This is a genomic window from Acinetobacter calcoaceticus (genome assembly GCF_016508255.1).
Classification (GTDB): Bacteria; Pseudomonadota; Gammaproteobacteria; order Pseudomonadales; family Moraxellaceae; genus Acinetobacter; species Acinetobacter calcoaceticus_E.
Genome location: NZ_JADVKT010000015.1, coordinates 1 through 21,587, shown reverse-complemented (window position 1 = coordinate 21,587; position 21,587 = coordinate 1). Strand labels below are relative to the sequence as shown.

Here is a 21,587-nt window from a genome sequence, read left to right as displayed (position 1 = left end):
AACTTTTACCGCAATTAAAAAAATTAATAGGAATAACACGATGAAATTTACTGCCGAACATGAAGCATTACGCCGAACAGCTCGTCAATTTGTTGAAAATGAGCTTAATCCACACATTCCAGAGTGGGAGGCAGCAGGGCGTTTCCCAATTCATGATGTATTTAAAAAGATGGGTGATTTAGGTCTATTGGGAATCTGTAAGCCTGAGGAAAATGGCGGTTTAAACTTAGATTATTCTTATAACCTCGTAGTTGCTGAAGAAATTGGCTATGCAGCTTGTGGCGGAGTACCGTTAGCAATCGGTGTTCAAACCGATATGGCAACGCCTGCTTTAGCGCGCTTTGGTAGTAAAGAGCTACGTGATGAGTTTTTAACACCAGCGATTGCTGGAGAATATGTGGCCTCAATTGCTGTATCAGAAGTGCATGCGGGTTCGGATGTTGCAGCCATTAAAACAACTGCAAAAAAAGATGGCGATGATTATGTCATTAATGGCAGCAAAATGTGGATCACCAACTCATTACAAGCTGACTTTTTCTGTCTTTTAGCTAATACCTCTGATGATAAACCACATGTTAATAAGTCAATGATTATCGTACCGGCAAAAACTAAAGGGATTAGTTTTTCAGAGCCATTAAATAAACTAGGTATGCGTTCAACCACAACAGCACAAGTTTATTTAGACAATGTACGAGTTCCGCAGCGTAATTTAGTCGGTGTTGAAGGCATGGGCTTTATGATGCAGATGATGCAATTTCAAGAAGAGCGTTTATGGGCATGTGCCAATGCCATTGGTGGCTTGCAGCACTGTATTAAGCAAACCATTGATTACACTAAAGAGCGAACTACTTTTGGTCAGCCGCTTATCAATAACCAATATATCCATTTTCGTTTTGCCGAACTTATGACTGAGGTGGAGGCGCTCAAAGCATTAACTTATCAGGCTTGTGAACAGCATATTGCGGGTGAAGATGTCACCATGTTGGCTTCCATGGCAAAACTTAAAGCAGGACGCTTAACGCGTGAGGTTGCAGATAGTTGTCTGCAATATTGGGGGGGAAATGGTTTTATGTGGGAGAACCCCGCATCTCAGTTATATCGTGATGGTCGCTTAGGGTCTATTGGTGGTGGGGCAGATGAAATTATGTTGGGAATTATCTGTAAGCTCATGGACATTCTGCCTAAAAAACGAAAATGAAAATAAGGAGTAGGCCATGACACTTTCAGCTTCACTACAAGCCTTAAGCGTTGATAGCAGCATTCAGTTCAAACAGGACGGCAGTATTTTATACCTCTGGTTAAACCGACCAGAAAGCTGCAATGCCATGAATTTGAATATGGTGAAAGCCATTCAACAAGTCTTTGCTGCCATTCAAGATGATCTTTCGATTCGGGCCGTCATCATTCGTGGTGAAGGGACGACTTTCTGTGCGGGTGGCGACATTAAAGATATGGCAGCTTTGCGAGCCGATGCAGCCAATGCGGGAAGCCTACAACCTTATGCCGAATTTAATCGCCGTTTTGGTGCCATGCTTGAACAAGTCGATGTCGCACCGCAGACAGTTGTAGTGATTTTAGAAGGAGCAGTTTTAGGTGGTGGTTTTGGTCTTGCCTGCGTTTCTGATGTTGCTATTAGCCGTGATAATACTCAATTTGGATTGCCGGAAACGGGTCTTGGGGTGATTCCTGCCCAAATTGCTCCTTTTGTGGTGAAGCGTATTGGCCTAACACAGGCTCGTCGATTGGCTTTATTAGGCATGCGTTTTGAAGGGCACACGGCACTTAAAGCCGGAGTTGTACATGAGATTGCGCATAATGAATTAGAGCTGGAACAGTTATTAAAAGAAACCATTGAACAAATTAAACGTGCGGCACCACAAGCTTCACGTATGACAAAAGCATTGTTACATCGAACACTCAATGAACCTTTAAATGATTTGCTAGATGATGCAGCACAGCAGTTTGCTCAAGCTGTTGGTGGAGCTGAAGGACAAGAAGGCACAGTGGCTTTTATCCAAAAACGTTTGCCGAATTGGGCCATTGAGCAAGAAAAATAAGGATAAAAACAATGAAATTTTCAAAAGTATTGATTGCTAATCGTGGTGAAATTGCAGTTAGGGTTATGCAAACTGCAAAGGCAATGGGCTATCAAACTGTAGCGGTATATTCAGATGCAGACCGTAATGCCCGCCATGTTCAAGAAGCTGATGAGGCAGTTTATATTGGGGTTTCTAAAGTTTCTGAATCTTATCTATCCATCACCAAAATTATAGAAGCTTGTAAAAAAACAGGGGCAGATGCGATTCATCCTGGCTATGGTTTTTTATCAGAGAATACCGATTTTGCTCAAGCTTGTATCGACAACCAAATTACTTTTATTGGTCCCACAGCTTCAGCAATTGAACTGATGGGTAGTAAGCGACTCTCAAAAATTGCCATGATTCAGGCAGGTGTACCTTGTGTGCCGGGCTATGAAGGTGATCGTCAAGATCTTGAATATTTGGCAGTGCAAGCAGAACAGATTGGTTTTCCAATTATGGTAAAAGCTTCGGCTGGCGGTGGTGGCCGTGGCATGCGGTTGGTTCAGCAGCCAACCGAATTGGTTGAGGCTTTACAAACAGCTCGTTCAGAAGCTGAAAATGCTTTTGGTTCGGGTGAGCTTATTTTAGAAAAAGCAGTCATTGCTCCGCGCCATGTCGAAATTCAGGTTTTTGGCGATACGCACGGCAATTATGTTTATTTGTTTGAGCGCGATTGTTCGATTCAACGCCGTCATCAAAAAGTCGTTGAAGAGGCGCCTTGTCCAGTCATGACATCTGAGCTTCGCCAAAAAATGGGAGAGGCAGCTGTAGCTGCTGCTAAAGCATGCGCTTATGTGGGCGCGGGTACAGTTGAATTCTTACTTGACACATCGGGCACATTTTATTTTTTAGAAATGAACACCCGTTTGCAGGTTGAACATCCTGTTACCGAGTTAATTACAGGATTAGATCTAGTTGAATGGCAATTGCGCGTAGCCAATAGTGAAAAGTTGCCATTGAAACAACACGAGTTGACCTTCAATGGCCATGCGATTGAAGTTCGTTTGTATGCCGAAGACCCACGCCAAGATTTCTTGCCCCAAACAGGTAAGATTTTACGTTGGGAGCCTGCGAGTTTACCTCATATACGAATTGACCATGGCATGTTAACTACTGATGAAGTCAGTCCATTTTATGATCCGATGGTGGCGAAGGTAATTGCATACGGTAAAACCCGTGAAGATGCGATTCGTTTACTTGCTCGTGCTGTAGATGACAGCGTTTTGCTGGGTGTGAATAGTAATAAACAGTTCTTGGTCAATTTACTGCGCCATCCAGTTGTTGTTGAGGGAGATACGAATACGGCATTTATTCAACAGCATTTTCAAAATGACAATAGCTTACATAAACAGGTTCTCTCTTTAGAAACCTTAGCGATTGCTGCGGCACTATTTAGTCAAAATAAAAATATCGTAGCATGGCAAACAGGGCTTGGCGTGCCTTTACCTTTAAAGCTTAAATACGATGATCAGCAAATCCAATTACAGTTGTCATCTGACAATAATAAGTTTAGTGTGCTGTTTTGTGATAAAGCAGTTGTTATTGAAGTCATTGAAAAAACAAACAAAAACTTGACGTACTTGATTGATGGTGTACGCCGCCGTGTTCAATATGTACTAGAGAGTGATCAGCTTTATTTAGATCTACATAATGGTAATGTTGCGATTAGCAATGTGACTTATGCTGCTCCAGAAGCGGTAGATATTTCTGGAGATGGGAAAATCAAAGCACCAATGGATGGTGCTGTGGTCAATATTTTGGTCAATCAAGGTGATCAGGTGGTGAAAGGGCAAACCTTATTGGTACTTGAAGCAATGAAAATCCAGCAGCAAATTAAGTCCGATATAGATGGTGTAGTCTTAGATATTTTAGGGCAGCAGGGGCAGCAAGTGAAAAAACGGCAAATGTTATTTACTATTCAAGTCTCATAAAAAATGCCACCTATAAAAGGTGGCATTTATTTTATATGAAGACCTGTAATTTATTCTCCATCAGCCTCTGCAATCAATTGACTCGCTTTTTTCAAGCTATAAAGTAATTGCCCCAAAAGAACCTCTTTATTACTTAGCGTGACCATGACCATCGGGTGGTGAACAGCAGGAATAGCCGTCAAAATGGCTTTGCCATTATCTGCATCTAAGGTGATGGTATTACATCCTATGAGTTGAATTTCTTTTAAAAATGCAGTCACCATTGCCAAAATTGAACTGCTAACAGCCGCTAGTTTAGTCGTATTGTGGTAATTCTTATGACTCACTGTTGCTAATTCAAAACCATCTGAAGAACAAATCATCACGAAATCTACACCGCGTGTATTCATGAGAATATTATGAGCTTCACTTTTTGCGAGTTGTAGCAATTGCGTTGGTGCTGTTCGTTTTTGAGTTGGAATACTAAGCATGATTATTCCCCTGTGCTACTGATTCTACTTTAACTTCAAGTGATGCAATGAGTGATTCAACCATCATTAAAATTTGTTCTTGCTCTCGCGCATCAATGAAAAATAATGGATAAGACAGTTCATTTGCCTTTATCCAATTACGATATTTCTGAAGAGAGGATTCTTTATTTTCATCAACATGAGTAATACCAATCGCAATGTTATCATTATAATTTTTAAAGATTTTTAAGTAGCTATCTAGTTCATCAATTGAATTGGGACTATTATGATCTAATAATAAAATAATACCGATAGCACCTTCACAAATGACCGACCAGATAAAATCAAAACGGCTTTGTCCGGGTGTTCCATATAATCCAATTTTAATTCCATCATCTAAAGTAATTTCACCATAATCAATGCCTACAGTGGTCTGGGTTTTCTGGTGACTTTGTGCATCGGTATTGAATGCTTCTGTTTCCAGAATTGGAATTTCAGATAACGATTTAATCGCTTCTGTTTTTCCGGCCCCCATGCTTCCTGCAAAGACAATTTTATATTGCTGTATAATCATAACTTTCCTTAAAGACCAAAACGTCGCCTAATCTTCCCTATAAAATTTTTAAAAAAATGATTGTCTATACTTGAATTTTCTAAATGAGAGCTTGGCGCATAAGAACATTTATTTGCAGAAACAAACTTTCCATTATTTGCCATGACACAAGCTGTAACGAAGCGTAAAACATCATCGATTGATAAGTTAAGTTGTTTAGCAACATCAGTAATTTTTGCTCCCTGTATGAAACATGCAGAGAGTTGTAGGCTCACTTTTCTATATTCTTTTTGGTAGGGTTGTGGCCAATGATCGATTTTAAAATATCCATCCTTTCCGGCTAGATTTTCAAAGTTTTTTGAACTCCAAATCAGGTTCCATAACCAGTCCTGTAAATAGTAATTTTTCTTACGAGAAACTTTAGTGAAATCTGAGGTTTTAGCAAAAGTGAAATCAAAGCTTTGATTAGTTTGCGTTTGTTGGCGTGATGGTTCTAACCAAGCAACTTGAGTCCTATTGTCAATAATGGCGAGAGTGCCTTTATCATCAAATAGGTGTAGTCTGGCATTTTCTGGACTGTGCAAATTCCTTATAAAATTATCATCAATGAGCAGGGATTTATTTGATAAATCTGAAACTATAGCAACACTATTTTGATCTAAAAGCGATAATAGATTTCTTTGTAGCCAGTCGAATAGAGGTTCTACTTTTTCTAACGGAAGATGCAGAGTATGTTCATAAACTTGATTTCCATTTTGGGAAGGAGTTTTAGTAATTTTTAAATAAGGAATTTTTTTCTTTTGAAGAATATTCTGAATATTTTTAGAATCAAAAAAGTTTTCGTTAATTAATAATAAATCAATATGATTACTTGAGATATTAACCCAGTTAATTCCGTATTGATTAGATATTAAATTTCTGATTAGGATTTTTAATTCATCTGAAACTTGTAAGCTTAAACCAGAAGTTGCAATATTTATGCAATGCCTATCCATAGTATCACATTAAAATTTATTGAATAGAATAGAAGTTTTAATGTGCTTTTTATAATAAATATAAAAAGCACATAGTAGGTTAATTAGCTAAAGTCGAGTTCTTTTTCAAATGACTTCAATTCATGGCGAGCCATAGCTAAATTAGATTTGCTGCGGTCAAGTACTAAGTAAAGGAACAAATTATTATTACTTTCTAGAGGTCGAATTAAATGGTAAGCCTTACCCAAGGTAATTAAAATATCTTCAATATTATCATTTAATTTCAATGCATTGGCGACATTTCGCTTCGCGCGAACTACTTCTGTATTACCAGCAGCAGCCAATTCTAAATCAATATCCCCACCACCTTGTGTTGCAAGTGATAAACCGCTTTCTGAATCAACAAGTGCAGAAGCAATAAAACCATCAATTTCAGTTAAGCTATCTAAAGAAAGTTTAGCCATGTTTTTATCTCTCAGGATTCTAAAATTATATTTACTACTTTTTTCCTAAAAGTAGTTGAAATTCATTATATTTCTGCACAGTTCGAAGTCAATCAATCAAATAAACTGTAAAGTTTCTGTTTTGGGACATAAGTGACAGAAAATGTCAGATTATAAAAAATATTATAAGATTATTTTTACATTATGCTTTTAATATTGTGCTGTGTTTTACATTATATATTTTAAAATTTAGATAAAACAATTGTAATAGAATATTAATACAATATTTATTAATAAATTATACTAATTTTAATCAATAAAAAGAGGAATAATGAATTCCCCTTTTTAGATCAATGATCAAATTAAACGAGCTGTGTATAAATACAATAGAGGTAGCCCAAAATTGCTAAAGCAACGACAGGGGCAATAATTTTTGACCATGTAGGTACAGAAATCTCGGCAGCTTGTTCTTCAATATGCAAGTCATCATGATGAGGTTGGGCTTGGTGAACCATTTGGTTGAACTCCTTCATTGTTGTATCCAATGATAGCTCTTCTTGTTCTACAGGTTTAGAACCAATTAATTCATTTAGGTGGTTTGTTGACCAAACCCAATCTTCTGCCTGACCTGATAAGTGTTCTACTTGACCTAAAATTAATTCTTTTAAGCCATTATGCCCAAAACCACCTGTTTCATCGAGCTGGTTAAGTTCTGCTAACTGCAAAGTTAAAATTTCAGAAATACTCTGTTCTAGCTCTGCATTTTTTAAAGTCGACTGATTATGTTTAGACGTTGTTAGATGGCGAGCAACTTCTTGAATATAAAGTGGATCTGCAGCCTTAATTTCATGATAAATCTTATTGTCATCTTGGCGCCATAAACTAATCAGTTTTCCAAGCGTAAGAATATTCACTTCATCAATCAGTTTATTTTTTTCATTAACTGGATATTGATTTAAAAGCTGAGGCTTTTGAATTTTTATCTGCTCAGCAAAGTATTGGACTAAATCAAATGCCATGCTTTCTTCCTCTAAATTTAATCTAAAATTCTTAACGTTGGTTTTTTCTTGGTCGATGTTGTTTCAATTGCTTCTTGTACTTCTGACTCTACTGTATTTTCTACAGGTGCTACATTGGCATATTCTTCAGGATCAAAGAATAAACCTTGTCCATTTTCACGTGCATAAATACCTAGAACAGCCTGAATAGGCACATAAATGTCTTTTGAAGCCCCCCCGAAACGGGCAGAGAAAGTAATAGCTTCATTTCCGATAAGAAGTTGATGAACAGCATGAGGCACGATATTTAAAACGATTTGCCCATCTTTAACAAATTGCTGTGGAACATCGGTATGTGGCTGTGTCGCATCCACTAATAGATAAGGAGTAAGCTGGTTATCACAAATCCATTCATAGATTGCACGAGCAAGATAAGGACGTGTAGGGGTTAAATCAATAGTTTGCTCAGACATATCACACTATTCCATATTTAATAGTTCATTGTAACGGTTTTTCTCTTGAGCCGTCATTGATTTAGCAAAAGATGGCCGCTCAAAGATACGTTTACAATACAAAAGTATCGGTCGGCAGTGCTGTTTCGGCAAATCGATCCCCATGCTATTTAATCTTAAAAAGATAGGGGCCAGCATGCAGTCCAAGATTGTAAAATTTTCAGACATAAAATAGGGAAAATGCTGAAATAGGGGAGTAAGTGAAATTAAAGTTTCACGTAATTCTTTTTGAGCTTTTTGCTTTTGTTCTACATTTAAAGAATCAGCATGCTTTAACATGTGATCTGCTAACTTGAACCAGTCATTTTCAAGTCTCCATATATATTGACGCTGCTCTGCACGCATCATTGGAGCATCCGCGTAAAGCTTACTTTGGCGATAACGATCATCTAAATATTCAGCAATAATAGGCGCTGAAAATAATTTAAGATTTTGCTCGACCAACATTGGCAATTGGTTATAAGGATTTAAGCTTGCTAAATCTTCGTCTTCATGGTCAGTTACGATCAATTGATATTTGATTTGCTTTTCTGCTAATAAAAAACGAATCCAGTGAGAACGGAAATCATCAGCATGACTGTAAAGGGTAATCCCCTGAATAGAGGTGTTTTCGACCGACATATCACAAGACGACGTGGTTGAGTGAATCGATTAGGATACTAAAAATGCTCTAGGAAATCACGATTCTAAAGAGATAGTTTGTTTATATTTATAAGTTTGCATTTTATTGTTCTATTTTCATAATAAAAAAGCCTTGGAAAAATCCAAGGCTTTTTGTCCAACTCGATAAACGAATTAACGTTTAGAGAATTGAGGACGTTTACGAGCTTTACGTAAACCAAGTTTCTTACGTTCAACTTCACGAGCATCACGAGTAACGAAACCAGCTTGACGAAGAACAGGTTTTAAAGTTTCGTCAGCAGCGATAAGCGCACGAGTAATACCGTGACGGATCGCGCCAGCTTGACCACCAATACCACCACCTTTAACAGTGATGTAAAGGTCAAACTTTTCAGTAACTTCTAAAAGTTCTAAAGGTTGACGAACAACCATACGAGCAGTTTCACGACCGAAATATTGCTCTAAAGTACGGTTGTTAATAACGAGTTTGCCTGTACCAGCTGACAAGAAAACACGTGCAGTTGCGGTCTTACGGCGACCTGTACCATAATTAGTAGCCATGTGCTGTATCCCTTAGATGTCCAAAACTTGTGGCTGTTGAGCAGCATGCGGATGCTCAGTACCAGCGTACACTTTCATTTTTTTGATCATTGCATAACCAAGAGGACCTTTTGGTAACATGCCTTTAACTGCTTTTTCAAGAACAGCTTCAGGCTTGTGAGCAATTAACTTCTCGAAGTTAGTCTCACGGATACCACCAGGGAAACCAGTATGGCGATAATATTTCTTATCAAGTGCTTTTTTACCAGTCACTTGAACTTGTTCAGCATTAATCACAACGATGTAATCGCCAGTGTCAACGTGAGGAGTATAAGAAGTCTTGTGCTTACCGCGTAAACGACGAGCGATTTCAGTCGCAAGGCGACCTAAAGTTTTGCCAGAAGCATCAACAACATACCAGTCATGTTGAACTTCAGCTGGCTTAGCGCTGAGAGTTTTCATTAAACCACTACCTATTATAGTTGGTTTGGACTATGGAATCTGTCCAAACAAAAGGAGCGAGCATTCTAAACGAGTTTGCTCAAAGTCACAAGAAAAATCCAGTTTAAGCTAGATAATTTAATCCATAAACTGACGAATGCGGGATATGTTAAAATCAAACAAATTTTCGTTATGTGTCTGGGGTGATTATGCTGCCTTTATATGTCACTTCTGGTGAGCCGGCTGGTATAGGTCCAGATATCTGCTTGAGCTTGGCTAAGCGGGTTGATGAACACCCAGTTGTTATTTTGGGTGACCGAAATTTATTAGAACAACGTGCCCGAAAACTTGGGGTAGAGATTCAATTTGTAGAATATACGGGACAAGCTGAATCATCGTCTTCAGGTGAGCTTTATATAGAGCATGTGCCCTTAGAAACGGCGGTTGTTGATGGCCAATTAAACTCAGCTAATGCGGCTTATGTATTAGAACAATTACGCCGTTCAGCTGATTATGCAATGTCAGGTAAAAGTGTTGGGGTAGCTACGGCACCCGTACAAAAGTCGGTCATTAACGATGCGGGTATTTTGTTTAGTGGTCACACTGAATACTATCAAGAATTTGCAGGGGTTGAGCGTGTTGTCATGATGCTTGCAACCAAAACCTTGCGTGTTGCCTTAGCGACTACACATTTACCCTTAAGAGATGTTGCAGATGCAATTACTAAAGAACGTTTGCACCAGGTGATTGATATTTTACTACACGACTTAAAAACTAAATTTAAAATTACAGATCCGCGCATATTAGTGTGTGGCTTAAATCCTCATGCCGGTGAAGATGGGTATTTGGGTCGTGAAGAGATTGAGACCATTAATCCGGTACTCGAAACTTATCGAGCGCAAGGAATTAAAATGAGTCTAAGCCTGCCTGCTGATACCTTATTTACCCCTGAGCATCTTAAAAATGCTGACGCTGTACTTGCCATGTACCATGATCAAGGTTTACCTGTGTTAAAATCACAAGGGTTCGGTGAAGCTATCAATATTACATTGGGTTTGCCGTTCATCCGAACTTCGGTCGATCATGGCACGGCATTGTCTTTGGCCGGAACCGGTTTGGCAAAAAGCTCAAGTTTAAATGTCGCTGTCGATTTAGCTTTATCTTTGGCAGCGAGCTAAATTTTTCATGTTGGAAATGTTCTATGTATCAAATTAATGCCCTAAACCCGAAAGATGAAGGGCATAAAGCTCGTAAACGTTTTGGTCAAAACTTCTTACATGATCAGCGAGTCATTGCCAAAATCGTGCGCTCGGTGAATCCGCGTGCGGGTGAAAATGTTGTTGAAATTGGACCTGGTTTGGCTGCATTAACATCTCCTTTAATTGGGGAGTGTGATGCATTAACGGTTGTTGAGCTAGATCGTGATTTAGCAGCTGGCTTACCAGAACGTGTTCCACATCCTGAACGTTTAACTATTATAGAAGCCGATGCATTAAAATATGATTTTAGTGAACTGGTAAAAGATGGTCGACCATTACGTGTAGTTGGTAATTTACCTTATAACATTTCAACCCCATTACTTTTTCATCTCTTGGAATTTGGCAGTAAAGTGAAAGACATGCACTTTATGTTACAAAAAGAGGTGGTTGAACGTATTACTGCCGAACCAAACACAAAAGAATATGGGCGCTTGTCGGTAATGATTCAGTATTATTGCCAACCTACGTTTTTATTTGAAGTGCCAGCTGGCGCATTTAACCCGCCACCTAAAGTAACGAGTGCTGTTTTCCGCCTTGTTCCATATGAACAAAAACCAATTGTAGCAAAAGATGAAAAAGCTTTAGCTCGGTTGGTTGGTCATGTATTTACCCAACGTCGTAAAACCCTAAGAAATAGTCTTAAAGGTATGATCGCTGAAGATGGTTTTGAAAAAGCAGGTGTTGATCCAATGGCTCGTCCGGAAACTTTAACACTGACTCAATTTGTTGCTTTAGCCGATCAAATGGTGGGGTAAATGACTAAACGTTTTAATTATGTGATTGGCGATGTACAAGGGTGTTTTGAAGCTCTGAAAGCCTTACTTAAAGAAATACGTTTTGATCCAGACCAAGATTTTTTGTGGTTCGCGGGTGATTTAGTCGCTCGTGGCGAAAACTCAGTAGGTGCCTTACGTTTTGTTAAAAAACTTGCTGATCGCGGTGCTGCTGCCACGGTTCTTGGAAATCATGATCTGACTTTAGTTGCTGGCGCACGTGGCTTAAAAGAAATTAAAGAAAAAGATCGCACTCAAGATGTTATTGATGCAATTGATGGTGATGAGTTAATCGACTGGTTACGTAAGCAACCATTATGTTTATTTCCAAATGAACAAACGATTCTTACCCATGCGGGGATACCTTGTATTTGGGATGCGCAAAAAACTGCTACTTTGGCAAAAGAAGTTGAAGCTGTACTTGCGAACGAAGATTTATCGGTATTGGATGCTTTTTTAGCAGAAATGTATGGCTCAAAACCAGACTTGTGGGAAGACAACTTAACGGGTTCAGCGCGTTTACGTTGTATTACCAATTATTTGACTCGCATGCGTTTAACCAACGCAGAAGGAGCTTTAGAGTTCAGTTTTAAAGATGCTCTAGATGCACCAATGCCAGAAGGCTATTTACCTTGGTTCGAATTTCCAAGTAAAGCTGCTCAGACTCATCAGATTATTTTTGGTCACTGGGCTGCGCTAGAAGGCAGAAGCATTAATGAGCAAATCCAGAATATTGATGGCGGCTGTGTTTGGGGACGAAAATTAATGGCTTACCGTCTTGAAGATAAAGAAATCTTTGCTGTCGATAATCCTGCGCAAATATAGATAGGAAAAGCAATGCTTTTCACGAGCGCAAGACAAGAGTTGTACCCGAGTAAAAATAAAAAAGCCGCATAAGCGGCTTTTTTATTTTTAATTTTTATTCTACGCGTAACCAAATTTGGTTACGGCCTAATGCTGAAACGCCAAGGTATCCACGCATATGAAGACGTTTACCAGTTGCGCTAAGTTTTGCTTTAAGCCCATAAACTTTACCAGTATTTGGGTCTAGAATTTTTCCTCCGGTGTAGGTTGTACTATCAACTTGTTTTAAGCCGGTCGCAATATCTAAACCTACAATATGCTTATTGGTATAAGGTGCTGGACAGTTATCACAAATTTCTTTTGGTGTATAACCCGGACGCGGTGTAACTTTAACAACTTTTCCAGCATAGGTCCCATTTGCTTCTTTTCGTATTTCTACCTGTGCTTTGGGAGCGCCAGTTTTATCATCGATTGTTTGCCAAAGACCTGTAATATCTGCCGCAAATGTAGCAGTATTGATCCCCAGTAAGAGCAGAGCTCCAATAAAAGTTTTCCCCATAATTAAAAATCCTTTTAACTTTGAAAGGTTATCTTATTTCGAATTGATATACCGTTCAATGTTTATTTAATCCACTTCTTAATTATGGTGTTCCAAGTGACAACATTAATGTCGGTAACCAAATTGCAGTAAATACGCCATTCAAAGCCATACCAAATGCAGCGTAGCGACCAGCAACTGGTCCGCGCTGCCAAGCTTGAGCTGTTCCTATGGCATGCGCAGCTAAACCTAAGGCTAAACCTGATGCTCTTTCATCATGAATATGTTTAAGTAAAAATGGTGAAAAAGCCGCTCCAATAACCCCAGATAAAATGACAATAAGAGTCACCAACGTCTCAGGAGCATGCAATAACGTTGCAATGTTCAAGGCAATTGGAGTAGTTACCGCACGGGTTGCAAATGCAAGAATGGTCGGCTCCGACATATGCAATAAATAAGCGAGACCCATGGGGAGGGCAACGGCGCTAATACTTGCAAAAAGTAAAATCCCGATGACTGATTTAATTGGAAGGTCATCGTAACGCATTGCAGCTAAAGGAATTGCTAAGGCTACAGTCACATACCCCAATAAATGGCTAAATAACTCATTCACATAAAGGCGGTATTGTTCATAAGGGACTTGTAAAACTGAAAGTAATGCAATCACAATGAACATGCCGAAAACTAAAAGCGGAACTTGCGGAAAACGTCGGTTTAAAGGTTTTGCACATAGATAACCAATGAGTGTGATCAAAAAACCGTAGAAAATCGTAAACATTTTATTCTCCTTATAACCAACGTTTTGCCATTTTTGCATAGACCCACAAAGGTATAAGGGTGCTGACCACTAAAACAAAAAGGAATAATGGAATTTCCTTACCCATATGTACGAGCATAATTAAAGAACCAGCACAAACAGGCAAAAAAGCAAACCCACTTTCTTTCATAATTTTATTATTTGTATCGACTATCCGGAGAGGGATTTTTTTGAATTTTCTCCAGATAATCAAAATAATCAGTAAGCTGATTAAGCCGACCAGATTCCCTAATTCTGGATGACCAAAAGCACGCATGACAACGACAGAGCCTTCACGAAAACCAATGATGAGTAGTAATGTTGCTACCCATGCTGTCCAGTCTATACTTTTGATCTTATCCATATTTTTTATCTCTAAAAGTTTACTTATCAAGTTTTAACTGATCTGGCCCTTGATTTCAAACTCTTCCAAGGGGCGCTTAAATTGATTAGCGCGTTCTCCCAAGATTTCTTCTAAGGGCAGTTTTGCTTGGCGAATAAGCTTTTCTAACTTATGGGGTGCAATGCGTACATCAATATGCAATAAGCCCGCATCATCATAGTGTTCAGACTCAATTACATTTAATGCATAAAGTTGAGTACGCAATTTGCCATAAGCAGGTTGAAGGACAAGAGAGAACTTTTGAATCTGTCCCATTAAACATTCTTGTACTGCTTGTTGAAGCAATTCTAGACCAAGGCCAGAATGAGCTGAAACATAAACTCGATCTGGAACATGTGGCTCGGCATAAATAATTTTAGCCTCTTCACCACTCAGATCAATTTTGTTGTAAACCCGAAGTACTGGAGCATCTGCACCAATCTCTTTTAATACGCCTTCAACGGCTTCAATTTGATCAAGCATGTCATGGCTATTACTATCAATCACATGCAGTAAAAGCGTGGCTTCTAGGGTTTCTTCAAGTGTTGCTTTGAATGATTCAACTAAATCATGCTGTAAGTTTCGTACAAAACCTACCGTATCAGCTAACACGACTGTACCAATACCATCCCATTCCAAACGGCGTAATGTTGGGTCGAGTGTTGCAAACAGTTGGTCGGCTGCGTAGACATCACTATTCGCTAAAATATTAAATAGAGTGGATTTACCAGCATTGGTATAACCTACTAGTGACACAGTTGGAATGGCAGCTTTTTGTCTTGCAGCACGCCCTTGTATACGCGTTTGATGTACCTTTTCTAATTTATCTTTTAATTGGGTAATACGAACACGAATAAGACGACGATCTGTTTCTAGTTGTGTTTCACCAGGACCACGTAAGCCAATACCACCTTTTTGTTGCTCAAAGTCGGCTGACCAGCCACGAATAAGACGGGTAGATAAATGCTTAAGCTGAGCAAGTTCGACTTGTAATTTACCTTCATGCGTACGGGCACGCAGCGCAAAAATATCTAAAATTAATCCTGTACGGTCAATGACTCGGCATTTTAATATTCTTTCTAAATTCCGTTCTTGTGCGGGTGACAAGGCATGATCAAAAATAACCAAACTTGCTTCTAGTTCCTGAACTTGCTCTGCAATTTCTTCAACTTTTCCTGAGCCAATAAAAAATTTAGGATTGGGTTTATTTCGCTGAACTTTAATATGTTCAAGGATATCTGCACCAGCAGACTGTGCAAGTAGAGCAAACTCTTCGGCATCCAGGTCATCTAATAATTGTACAGAAACACTCACTAAAATTGTGCGTTCACCGCCTTGATGCCGATCAACATATTCCACGTGGCTATAAATCCTGAAAATGGGAAAACTTTATTCTAGATGAAACTTAAGCAAAAGGGGAAAGCGTTTATTCTTATCTTTTAGATTAGTTAAATACAGTTAGATAGGTTTAAATTTATTTTATTTCCTCTTCTCTATCATCAATGCAAGTTTATTCTGAAACGTATAGAATGCTCGAGATGGGTATAACAATGATTGATCTTTAGTGAAATTTTATGGCTCAAACGCAAAGTATAGTTAATTCAACGTTAAAGAAATTATCAAAAATAGGTTTGTACGGAAAAAAAGTCACTTCTGCCACGGCTGCAGTTAGTGAAGGTTTTTATTTAGTTTATCGACATGGCCTTTATAAAGATCCTAATAATCCGGTCAATACACGCTATGTCCAATATTTTTGCCGCCGTTTATGTCAGGTTTTTAACTTAGATGTAGAAGTACACGGAACAATTCCAAGAGAACCTGCTTTATGGGTAAGTAACCATATTTCTTGGCTAGATGTTGCTGTTTTGGGTTCAGGGGCACGAGTTTTCTTTCTTGCCAAAGCCGAAATTGAAAATTGGCCGATTCTTGGAAATCTAGCTAAAGGTGGTGGAACATTATTTATTAAACGTGGGTCAGGAGATTCCGTTAAAATTCGTGAGCAAATTACTGAGTTTTTAAAACAAAATATTCCTGTACTATTTTTTCCTGAAGCAACGACTACAGATGGGCATTCTGTTAAGAAAGTTCATGGTCGGTTACTTGGAGCTGCTATTGAAGCACAGCGTCCCGTACAGGTATGTTTGATTTGTTATGTAAACCGTTATGGGCAGTTAGATACAGTTGCTCCATTTATTGGCGAGATGACATTTGCTGAACATATTCAACGTGTACTTGAAATGCCAAAAGTAACTGCTCATTTGCTGACGTTACCGCCAATTTCTGTGGAAGGGCACGACGTGAAAAGTTTAACACTCGAAGTTCAAGAAAAAATGGTAGAAGGATTGGCTCAACTACATCAGAAAGTAATTAAGCCAAAAAAATAATTACATGAATCCTTCAAGTGGCAGCCATGAAAGAAATTTCATGCCTGCTTTTTGCCACCATTTCATCTCTGGTTCTTGTTTATAAATTAAAGGACCGTTTGAAGTTTCTTGTTGCCAATAAATATGATTATTAGCGTCAAGCTTTAGCTTATAAGCATATTTATTTAAATTTTCGTCCATCGTATGGTGAATTGTCTTAGCTAAAGACGGACTATCCAAAATTACGCCAATTTCAGTATTCAAATAAGCTGAGCGTGGATCAAAATTAAATGAACCAATAAAAACCTGTTCATCTAATGCCATTAGTTTTGTATGTAAACTTGAGCGGCTTAATCCTTTCATGTTCACTTTCGCTTTAGTTGCAAGCTCATCTGTATTTTTATTTAAATCTCTTTTATCAGGTGTAGGTAAAAACTCATAAAGTTGTACGCCGTTTTTGAGAAGTTCTTTACGATACCTTCCATAAAAAGCATGCACAACGGCAACGTCATTCGCTTTAAATGAGTTAGTTAAAACGCGAACCTCAACGCCTTCTTTAGCAAGAGTACTTAAAATCTTGGCGCCTTGTTTTTCTGGAATAAAATAGGCTGAAATCAAATCAACATTACTTTCAGGTTTTTCCAGATGGTTAATCAACTGGAAATTCAAATGCTCTTCTTTTTTAGCTTTCGATTTGATTTTATCTGGCGAGTCTTTAACGACTTCTGCTTTAACCCAATCAAATTGAATATTGTGATTTAACCATTGATCAAATGCGTGAGATTTTGCGGTTAAGTTTAGAAAGTTTTGAACTGTTGCCTGTTGGTAGTGAGCTTCTAGCTGCTCTTTTAAACTGTCATAACGTAGTCGATGTTGCTCTGGACTTACGATACTTTGAACTGAATATGCATATTCATGATTCCAGTAGTCGTCAAACGAATTCACAATATCATCAACAGCAGCACCAACCAACATCACATCGACATCAGAAAATTGATAGCTATCACTTACGTTGTAATATTGGTTTGTCATGTTACGTCCGCCAATAAGAGCAACCTCATTGTCGGCAATAAAACTTTTATTATGCATGCGACGATTGATACGTTTTAAATCAAGAACCATATCCATCGCACGATATTTACGAAAACGATAGGGGTTAAAAAGCTTAACTTCAATATTTTTATGCTGAGAAAGGGCTAGTAAAATCCCTTCTATTTTTTTTGCATTATTATCATCAATAAGAAGTCGGACTTTTACCCCGCGGTCAGCTGCACGAATAATGGCATGCAAAGCTAAAGCACCAACTTTGTCATTGTCCCAAATATAATATTGTAAATCTAAAGTTTTTTCGGCTTTATCAATTAATCTTAAGCGGGCTGCTAGAGCTTCCAATGGATCATTTAAGACGTGGTAACCCGTTAGCTTAGGGTTTTGCTGACGTAAGGGTGTAATAATTTTGGCAAGTGAGGTCTCAGATGTATCAATATCTTTTGCATATTGTACTGGCTCCACTCTATGTTTTGGCAGAGTATTACATCCTGTCAAACCCACAGCAAAACTAGAACATAGGACTATAGAGGCTTTTATCAAAAAGCCGTTAGCTTGTTGATTCGTTTGAAGCTGTTTGGATTGAAAGGATTGTGCCATAATCAGTACATACGATAACGTGAGCTAGAGTATAATTCGTGCATATTGAAAGATAAATATTGAATTTGATTACTAGCAATCAATATAAGATAAGTCGAGAGTCGTAATGTGGAATCCAAATTCAATTATTTTTTGTTTTTACCTTATTTTTTCAATACTTGCTCTGTGGGGAATTTCTGAAGCTTGGATTCATCAATCTCGAACCGAGACTATTCATCCATTTAAAGCTTTTGTCCATTTACTCGCATTTTATCTCTCTTATCTGCTTATTCCCCTCTGGTTTTTTAATTTATACGCTGCTTGGATTGGTTACTATTCAATTCATCAAGGTATTTTCATATTTTTCCTAAGTGGTATTTTAATTTACGCCCGATTTATTGAACCTCATCTAGTACGTGTCGATACTCATCAATATCGGTTAAATCCGGATCGTAGTTTTAATAAACCTGTAAAAGTAGCTTTAATAGCAGATTTACATATCGGGCTGTTTTCAGGACATGAACGTCAACTCAAAACGATAGTTAGAAAACTAAATGAGCAACAACCTGATTTAGTGGTTGTAGCGGGTGACTGGACATATGAGCCAGAAGATAGACTAATTCAAGAATTGAGTGTTTTAAAAGAAATTCAGGCACCTGTTTACTCTGTTCCTGGAAACCATGATGAGCAATATCCTGGACCTCCTATTCAACAATTATTAAAAGATGCCTTGTTTTACAATGAAGTTGTCGATATTGAAGGCAAAATAGTTGATTTTGATGAATTCCGTTTGATTGGTATTGGTGATCTCTGGGCTGGAAAAACCGATATGCGTTCTATGCCAGATTTACCCCAAGACAAACCTTGGTTAATCCTTTCTCATAATCCCGATACGGTAGATATGGTGCCTAAATTACCAAATCGACCATTAATGTTATCTGGACACACACATGGAGGGCAGGTAGAGCTTCCATGGCTGACTAACTATATTATGAAAAAGGTATCAATTTTAGGGCATAAGAGAGGGTTTTATTCCCACGAGCATGCAGATGTCTTTGTCACTGTTGGCACAGGAATGGTTGGAATTCCATTGCGGTTTAGAGTACCGCCGACAATTGATATTATTGAGTTAGTTTAAAATAAAAAAGCCAATCACGAAGGATTGGCTTTTTTATGAGTTAAGATTATGGAATAACGACAATGGCAACACGTCGGTTAATTGCGCGGTTTTCATTGGTTGTATTTGGTACATATGGCTGAGTTGAACCACGACCAATCACGTAAATGTTTTCCTTTTTAAACCCGCGAGCTAAGAAAAGGTTTGCGACACTTTGGGCACGTTCTTCTGATAGCTTCTGATTATATGCAGCATCGCCAACATCATCAGTGTGACCAACAATTTTCAATTTATTCAGATCATATTTATTCAATTGATTTGCTAGACGCACTAATTCAGCTTCGTGACTTTGTTTTAACTCTGCATTATTAAAGTCAAATAACAAACGTTCTGGTAAACCTAAAGTCCACCCCTCATTAGTAAGAACGAACCCCTCTTGTTTGAGCAATTTTACTTGACGATATTTTAATGGACCAAAACTCAGGCACCCTGCAAGAGTAATGCATAGCAATACAATAAAGGAGAGTTTTAACGATCTTGTATTCATAGATTAGCCTAAATTTAATTTTCAGGTTTATAGATAAACCAGTGTTCATCCGAATTTTTAGCCTTATACATTGCTTGATCTGCTTGCATAATGAAATCTTCAGGGCTAGATGCAAATTGTGATAAAGCAATACCTACACTAAAACTGAAGTAAATAGTTTGACCATTCAGATGCAAAGGTTCTTTACAGCTTTCGAGTAAATTTTCAGCAATAGATATTAAATGATCAGCATGACTAATGGAATGCAAAATGACAGCAAATTCGTCGCCACCTAAACGCGCGATAAAATCTTGATGACGTAAACGCGTTTGCAAGCGATTAGCCATTTCTTTTAAAACCTCATCGCCAGCCAAATGTCCAAACTGGTCATTAATTGCTTTGAAGTTGTTGTTATCTATAAATAATAAAGCAGACTTGTTATCAAATCCCTTATCTTCAAACATATCTAAAAGAATCTGATAAAAATAATGTCTATTAGGTAATAAGGTGAGCTGATCGTGATGAGCCTGAAATGACAATTTACGATTTTCTTTTTGTAATTGATTATCCCATATCTGAATTTCTTCAAGTAACTCGTTAAAAACAGTATTTAAATCTTGAAATTCTTTAATACGGTTATAAGGGAAACGAAGATTATAAGCTTTTTGCTCACTTACAATTTGAGCAATATTCGTAAGTGGGTATATAGCTTGCATAATTTGACGATAAGTCAAGTTTACTGACCACCACAAAGCGCAAACAATAAACAGCATCGCAATTGCCAACCCCACCATAATCATTTTGAGGAACTGCAATATTTTTTCTGAACTGCCAAAAAGGGTTAGTTCGCCTACATTTTGTTCATGGTGATAAATTGTAAGATGAACGGGTTCATTTAAAAACCAATGATCAAACCAACCCTGCAAAATTGAAGTTTGACTTGATAATTTAAAACTTTGTGCAATAAGGTGATGTTCCGAATCATAAATATGAATAGTACGAATTGAATGGTCATTCGTATATTCATTCAAAATTTGCTCTATCGTAATTTTATCATTAAAGACAACTGCGGGCTGAATACGCTCTAGCAGAGTATGGCTAAGCAACTGCAAATTTTGTTTGGCGTAAGTTTCCATTGTAAAAATAGAAATCGATACAAACGTAAAAGAGCAAATAAAGAAAGTAATTGCAAAAATAGTAAATTGAGATTTTCTAAATAAAGCATGCAATGAAGTGGACTGATACAACTTTGATATCATAATCCTTACTCCGCGTTCTTAGCCAAGAGTAATACTCTCGGATCAATATGAACTTTGGAATGACTTAAAGCATCTAAGTTAACTTTAAAGGTAGTGTAATTATTTTGATTATATAAACAAAAGATACTTCCTATTTCACATTCTGAATTATTAATGCTTAAAGAAAGTAAAGAACGATAAGGATAGTTCTGAATAAGGCTTTGTTGTTGCTGTGGAGAAGTAGTAGAAAAATAAACAGCCTGACAATGTGATCGGGCAAAATCTTTCGCGGTTACAGTTTGAACGCGATAATTATAAGACATTTGCTGGATATAAGATTGAAAGGTAGATGTAATGGAGGGATTATCAATAACACAAAGAGTAGGAGTATTTACATTTTCCCACTTACTGTAGCTTAGAATAGATAATGTAAGCACATAGAAATTATGTTTTGAATTGGCATAACAAGACCCACTCGTAGCAAACACGACAAGTATGCAAACAAATACTTTTTTAGCGAACTGCCACATGGTGAGTTAATGCCAAACTATTGCAAGAATAATCTATTCTACATGAAGTTGATAAAGTAAAAAAAGTTTAATATCTCATCTAAAGTTGACTG

25 protein-coding genes are annotated in these 21,587 nt (G+C 37.9%); 8 read left to right on the top strand and 17 right to left on the bottom strand.

The window, feature by feature from the left end; all coding sequences use genetic code 11:
• Positions 1-40: 40 nt before the first annotated feature.
• Genes I5515_RS17240 through I5515_RS17230 form a run of 3 tightly spaced genes read left to right on the top strand, consistent with a single transcriptional unit; the run spans position 41 to position 4,012 of the window.
• Positions 41-1,198: an acyl-CoA dehydrogenase family protein gene (locus I5515_RS17240; protein ID WP_199968963.1), complete on the top strand. Its 1,158-nt coding sequence runs from the start codon at positions 41-43 to the stop codon at positions 1,196-1,198.
• Positions 1,199-1,214: 16 nt separating this feature from the next.
• On the top strand, positions 1,215-2,057 hold the full coding sequence (locus tag I5515_RS17235) for an enoyl-CoA hydratase/isomerase family protein (RefSeq protein WP_199968961.1): 843 nt from the start codon (positions 1,215-1,217) through the stop codon (positions 2,055-2,057).
• Between the two features lie 11 nt (positions 2,058-2,068).
• On the top strand, positions 2,069-4,012 hold the full coding sequence (locus I5515_RS17230; protein WP_199968959.1) for an acetyl/propionyl/methylcrotonyl-CoA carboxylase subunit alpha: 1,944 nt from the start codon (positions 2,069-2,071) through the stop codon (positions 4,010-4,012).
• Positions 4,013-4,062: 50 nt separating this feature from the next.
• On the opposite strand, the gene I5515_RS17225 is transcribed toward I5515_RS17230, so the two are convergent.
• The 9 genes from I5515_RS17225 to rplM all read right to left on the bottom strand — a co-directional run bounded on the left by I5515_RS17225 (position 4,063) and on the right by rplM (position 9,564).
• A complete protein-coding gene (locus tag I5515_RS17225; RefSeq protein ID WP_199968957.1) occupies positions 4,063-4,482 on the bottom strand; it encodes a roadblock/LC7 domain-containing protein in 420 nt (139 codons plus the stop codon).
• Positions 4,475-5,035 (bottom strand): GTP-binding protein, encoded by a 561-nt coding sequence (locus I5515_RS17220; RefSeq protein WP_199968955.1) that lies wholly within the window; start codon positions 5,033-5,035, stop codon positions 4,475-4,477. The genes I5515_RS17225 and I5515_RS17220 overlap by 8 nt, the downstream gene beginning before the upstream one ends.
• A gap of 8 nt (positions 5,036-5,043) precedes the next feature.
• Positions 5,044-6,009: a hypothetical protein gene (locus I5515_RS17215; protein WP_199968952.1), complete on the bottom strand. Its 966-nt coding sequence runs from the start codon at positions 6,007-6,009 to the stop codon at positions 5,044-5,046.
• A gap of 83 nt (positions 6,010-6,092) precedes the next feature.
• Positions 6,093-6,452, bottom strand: coding sequence for a roadblock/LC7 domain-containing protein (locus I5515_RS17210; RefSeq protein ID WP_199968950.1), 360 nt, complete (start codon positions 6,450-6,452; stop codon positions 6,093-6,095).
• A gap of 341 nt (positions 6,453-6,793) precedes the next feature.
• Complete coding sequence (locus I5515_RS17205; RefSeq protein WP_151745420.1) at positions 6,794-7,450, bottom strand: hypothetical protein; 657 nt, start codon at positions 7,448-7,450, stop codon at positions 6,794-6,796.
• 17 nt (positions 7,451-7,467) lie between these two features.
• A complete protein-coding gene (locus tag I5515_RS17200) occupies positions 7,468-7,902 on the bottom strand; it encodes a ClpXP protease specificity-enhancing factor (RefSeq protein WP_009388714.1) in 435 nt (144 codons plus the stop codon).
• A 6-nt stretch (positions 7,903-7,908) separates the two neighbouring features.
• On the bottom strand, positions 7,909-8,562 hold the full coding sequence (locus I5515_RS17195; RefSeq protein ID WP_199968948.1) for a glutathione S-transferase N-terminal domain-containing protein: 654 nt from the start codon (positions 8,560-8,562) through the stop codon (positions 7,909-7,911).
• Between the two features lie 174 nt (positions 8,563-8,736).
• Positions 8,737-9,123 (bottom strand): 30S ribosomal protein S9, encoded by a 387-nt coding sequence (gene rpsI / locus I5515_RS17190; protein ID WP_002048725.1) that lies wholly within the window; start codon positions 9,121-9,123, stop codon positions 8,737-8,739.
• Between the two features lie 12 nt (positions 9,124-9,135).
• Complete coding sequence (gene rplM / locus I5515_RS17185; protein ID WP_003656097.1) at positions 9,136-9,564, bottom strand: 50S ribosomal protein L13; 429 nt, start codon at positions 9,562-9,564, stop codon at positions 9,136-9,138.
• Positions 9,565-9,737: 173 nt separating this feature from the next.
• On the opposite strand from rplM, the gene pdxA reads away from it, so the two are divergent.
• The 3 genes from pdxA to I5515_RS17170 are packed head-to-tail and all read left to right on the top strand — an operon-like array spanning position 9,738 to position 12,400.
• Positions 9,738-10,721: a 4-hydroxythreonine-4-phosphate dehydrogenase PdxA gene (gene pdxA / locus I5515_RS17180; protein WP_199968946.1), complete on the top strand. Its 984-nt coding sequence runs from the start codon at positions 9,738-9,740 to the stop codon at positions 10,719-10,721.
• A 23-nt stretch (positions 10,722-10,744) separates the two neighbouring features.
• Entirely contained in the window at positions 10,745-11,557 is an 813-nt protein-coding gene (rsmA, locus tag I5515_RS17175) for a 16S rRNA (adenine(1518)-N(6)/adenine(1519)-N(6))-dimethyltransferase RsmA (protein WP_199968944.1), read from the top strand.
• Positions 11,558-12,400: a symmetrical bis(5'-nucleosyl)-tetraphosphatase gene (locus I5515_RS17170; RefSeq protein ID WP_199968942.1), complete on the top strand. Its 843-nt coding sequence runs from the start codon at positions 11,558-11,560 to the stop codon at positions 12,398-12,400. It abuts the gene before it with no gap.
• Between the two features lie 94 nt (positions 12,401-12,494).
• Here the strand turns inward: I5515_RS17170 and I5515_RS17165 are convergent, their stop codons facing one another.
• The 4 genes from I5515_RS17165 to hflX form a co-directional block, all read right to left on the bottom strand.
• Positions 12,495-12,938, bottom strand: a complete 444-nt coding sequence (locus I5515_RS17165) for a DUF2147 domain-containing protein (RefSeq protein ID WP_199968940.1) — start codon at positions 12,936-12,938, stop codon at positions 12,495-12,497.
• 82 nt (positions 12,939-13,020) lie between these two features.
• The gene (locus I5515_RS17160; RefSeq protein ID WP_198497220.1) at positions 13,021-13,695 is read right to left on the bottom strand and encodes an LrgB family protein; all 675 of its coding nucleotides are present in this window, start codon (positions 13,693-13,695) and stop codon (positions 13,021-13,023) included.
• A 10-nt stretch (positions 13,696-13,705) separates the two neighbouring features.
• The gene (locus I5515_RS17155) at positions 13,706-14,077 is read right to left on the bottom strand and encodes a hypothetical protein (RefSeq protein WP_199968938.1); all 372 of its coding nucleotides are present in this window, start codon (positions 14,075-14,077) and stop codon (positions 13,706-13,708) included.
• Between the two features lie 33 nt (positions 14,078-14,110).
• The gene (gene hflX, locus I5515_RS17150) at positions 14,111-15,454 is read right to left on the bottom strand and encodes a ribosome rescue GTPase HflX (RefSeq protein WP_199968936.1); all 1,344 of its coding nucleotides are present in this window, start codon (positions 15,452-15,454) and stop codon (positions 14,111-14,113) included.
• Between the two features lie 215 nt (positions 15,455-15,669).
• Here hflX and I5515_RS17145 point away from each other — a divergent pair, with 215 nt between their 5' ends.
• Complete coding sequence (locus I5515_RS17145; protein ID WP_199968934.1) at positions 15,670-16,479, top strand: lysophospholipid acyltransferase family protein; 810 nt, start codon at positions 15,670-15,672, stop codon at positions 16,477-16,479.
• Here I5515_RS17145 and I5515_RS17140 read toward each other — a convergent pair whose 3' ends face one another.
• Positions 16,480-18,105: a phospholipase D family protein gene (locus I5515_RS17140; protein ID WP_199968932.1), complete on the bottom strand. Its 1,626-nt coding sequence runs from the start codon at positions 18,103-18,105 to the stop codon at positions 16,480-16,482.
• A gap of 106 nt (positions 18,106-18,211) precedes the next feature.
• On the opposite strand from I5515_RS17140, the gene I5515_RS17135 reads away from it, so the two are divergent.
• A complete protein-coding gene (locus tag I5515_RS17135; RefSeq protein ID WP_199968930.1) occupies positions 18,212-19,222 on the top strand; it encodes a metallophosphoesterase in 1,011 nt (336 codons plus the stop codon).
• Positions 19,223-19,268: 46 nt separating this feature from the next.
• On the opposite strand, the gene I5515_RS17130 is transcribed toward I5515_RS17135, so the two are convergent.
• From I5515_RS17130 to I5515_RS17120, 3 genes are read right to left on the bottom strand one after another with little or no spacing between them, the layout of a single operon-like run.
• A complete protein-coding gene (locus tag I5515_RS17130) occupies positions 19,269-19,748 on the bottom strand; it encodes an OmpA family protein (RefSeq protein WP_199968928.1) in 480 nt (159 codons plus the stop codon).
• Positions 19,749-19,762: 14 nt separating this feature from the next.
• Positions 19,763-20,986: a diguanylate cyclase domain-containing protein gene (locus tag I5515_RS17125; RefSeq protein WP_199968926.1), complete on the bottom strand. Its 1,224-nt coding sequence runs from the start codon at positions 20,984-20,986 to the stop codon at positions 19,763-19,765.
• Between the two features lie 5 nt (positions 20,987-20,991).
• Entirely contained in the window at positions 20,992-21,495 is a 504-nt protein-coding gene (locus I5515_RS17120; protein ID WP_199968922.1) for a YfiR family protein, read from the bottom strand.
• Between the last annotated feature and the right edge of the window lie 92 nt (positions 21,496-21,587).

Bases quoted from the DNA above. Each gene is read 5' to 3' on its own strand.
- I5515_RS17240 (WP_199968963.1), top strand. From the start codon at position 41: ATGAAATTTACTGCCGAACATGAAGCATTACGCCGAACAGCTCGTCAA.
- I5515_RS17235 (WP_199968961.1), top strand. From the start codon at position 1,215: ATGACACTTTCAGCTTCACTACAAGCCTTAAGCGTTGATAGCAGCATT.
- I5515_RS17230 (WP_199968959.1), top strand. From the start codon at position 2,069: ATGAAATTTTCAAAAGTATTGATTGCTAATCGTGGTGAAATTGCAGTT.
- I5515_RS17225 (WP_199968957.1), bottom strand. From the start codon at position 4,482: ATGCTTAGTATTCCAACTCAAAAACGAACAGCACCAACGCAATTGCTA.
- I5515_RS17220 (WP_199968955.1), bottom strand. From the start codon at position 5,035: ATGATTATACAGCAATATAAAATTGTCTTTGCAGGAAGCATGGGGGCC.
- I5515_RS17215 (WP_199968952.1), bottom strand. From the start codon at position 6,009: ATGGATAGGCATTGCATAAATATTGCAACTTCTGGTTTAAGCTTACAA.
- I5515_RS17210 (WP_199968950.1), bottom strand. From the start codon at position 6,452: ATGGCTAAACTTTCTTTAGATAGCTTAACTGAAATTGATGGTTTTATT.
- I5515_RS17205 (WP_151745420.1), bottom strand. From the start codon at position 7,450: ATGGCATTTGATTTAGTCCAATACTTTGCTGAGCAGATAAAAATTCAA.
- I5515_RS17200 (WP_009388714.1), bottom strand. From the start codon at position 7,902: ATGTCTGAGCAAACTATTGATTTAACCCCTACACGTCCTTATCTTGCT.
- I5515_RS17195 (WP_199968948.1), bottom strand. From the start codon at position 8,562: ATGTCGGTCGAAAACACCTCTATTCAGGGGATTACCCTTTACAGTCAT.
- rpsI (WP_002048725.1), bottom strand. From the start codon at position 9,123: ATGGCTACTAATTATGGTACAGGTCGCCGTAAGACCGCAACTGCACGT.
- rplM (WP_003656097.1), bottom strand. From the start codon at position 9,564: ATGAAAACTCTCAGCGCTAAGCCAGCTGAAGTTCAACATGACTGGTAT.
- rsmA (WP_199968944.1), top strand. From the start codon at position 10,745: ATGTATCAAATTAATGCCCTAAACCCGAAAGATGAAGGGCATAAAGCT.
- I5515_RS17170 (WP_199968942.1), top strand. From the start codon at position 11,558: ATGACTAAACGTTTTAATTATGTGATTGGCGATGTACAAGGGTGTTTT.
- I5515_RS17165 (WP_199968940.1), bottom strand. From the start codon at position 12,938: ATGGGGAAAACTTTTATTGGAGCTCTGCTCTTACTGGGGATCAATACT.
- I5515_RS17160 (WP_198497220.1), bottom strand. From the start codon at position 13,695: ATGTTTACGATTTTCTACGGTTTTTTGATCACACTCATTGGTTATCTA.
- I5515_RS17155 (WP_199968938.1), bottom strand. From the start codon at position 14,077: ATGGATAAGATCAAAAGTATAGACTGGACAGCATGGGTAGCAACATTA.
- I5515_RS17145 (WP_199968934.1), top strand. From the start codon at position 15,670: ATGGCTCAAACGCAAAGTATAGTTAATTCAACGTTAAAGAAATTATCA.
- I5515_RS17140 (WP_199968932.1), bottom strand. From the start codon at position 18,105: ATGGCACAATCCTTTCAATCCAAACAGCTTCAAACGAATCAACAAGCT.
- I5515_RS17135 (WP_199968930.1), top strand. From the start codon at position 18,212: ATGTGGAATCCAAATTCAATTATTTTTTGTTTTTACCTTATTTTTTCA.
- I5515_RS17130 (WP_199968928.1), bottom strand. From the start codon at position 19,748: ATGAATACAAGATCGTTAAAACTCTCCTTTATTGTATTGCTATGCATT.
- I5515_RS17125 (WP_199968926.1), bottom strand. From the start codon at position 20,986: ATGATATCAAAGTTGTATCAGTCCACTTCATTGCATGCTTTATTTAGA.
- I5515_RS17120 (WP_199968922.1), bottom strand. From the start codon at position 21,495: ATGTGGCAGTTCGCTAAAAAAGTATTTGTTTGCATACTTGTCGTGTTT.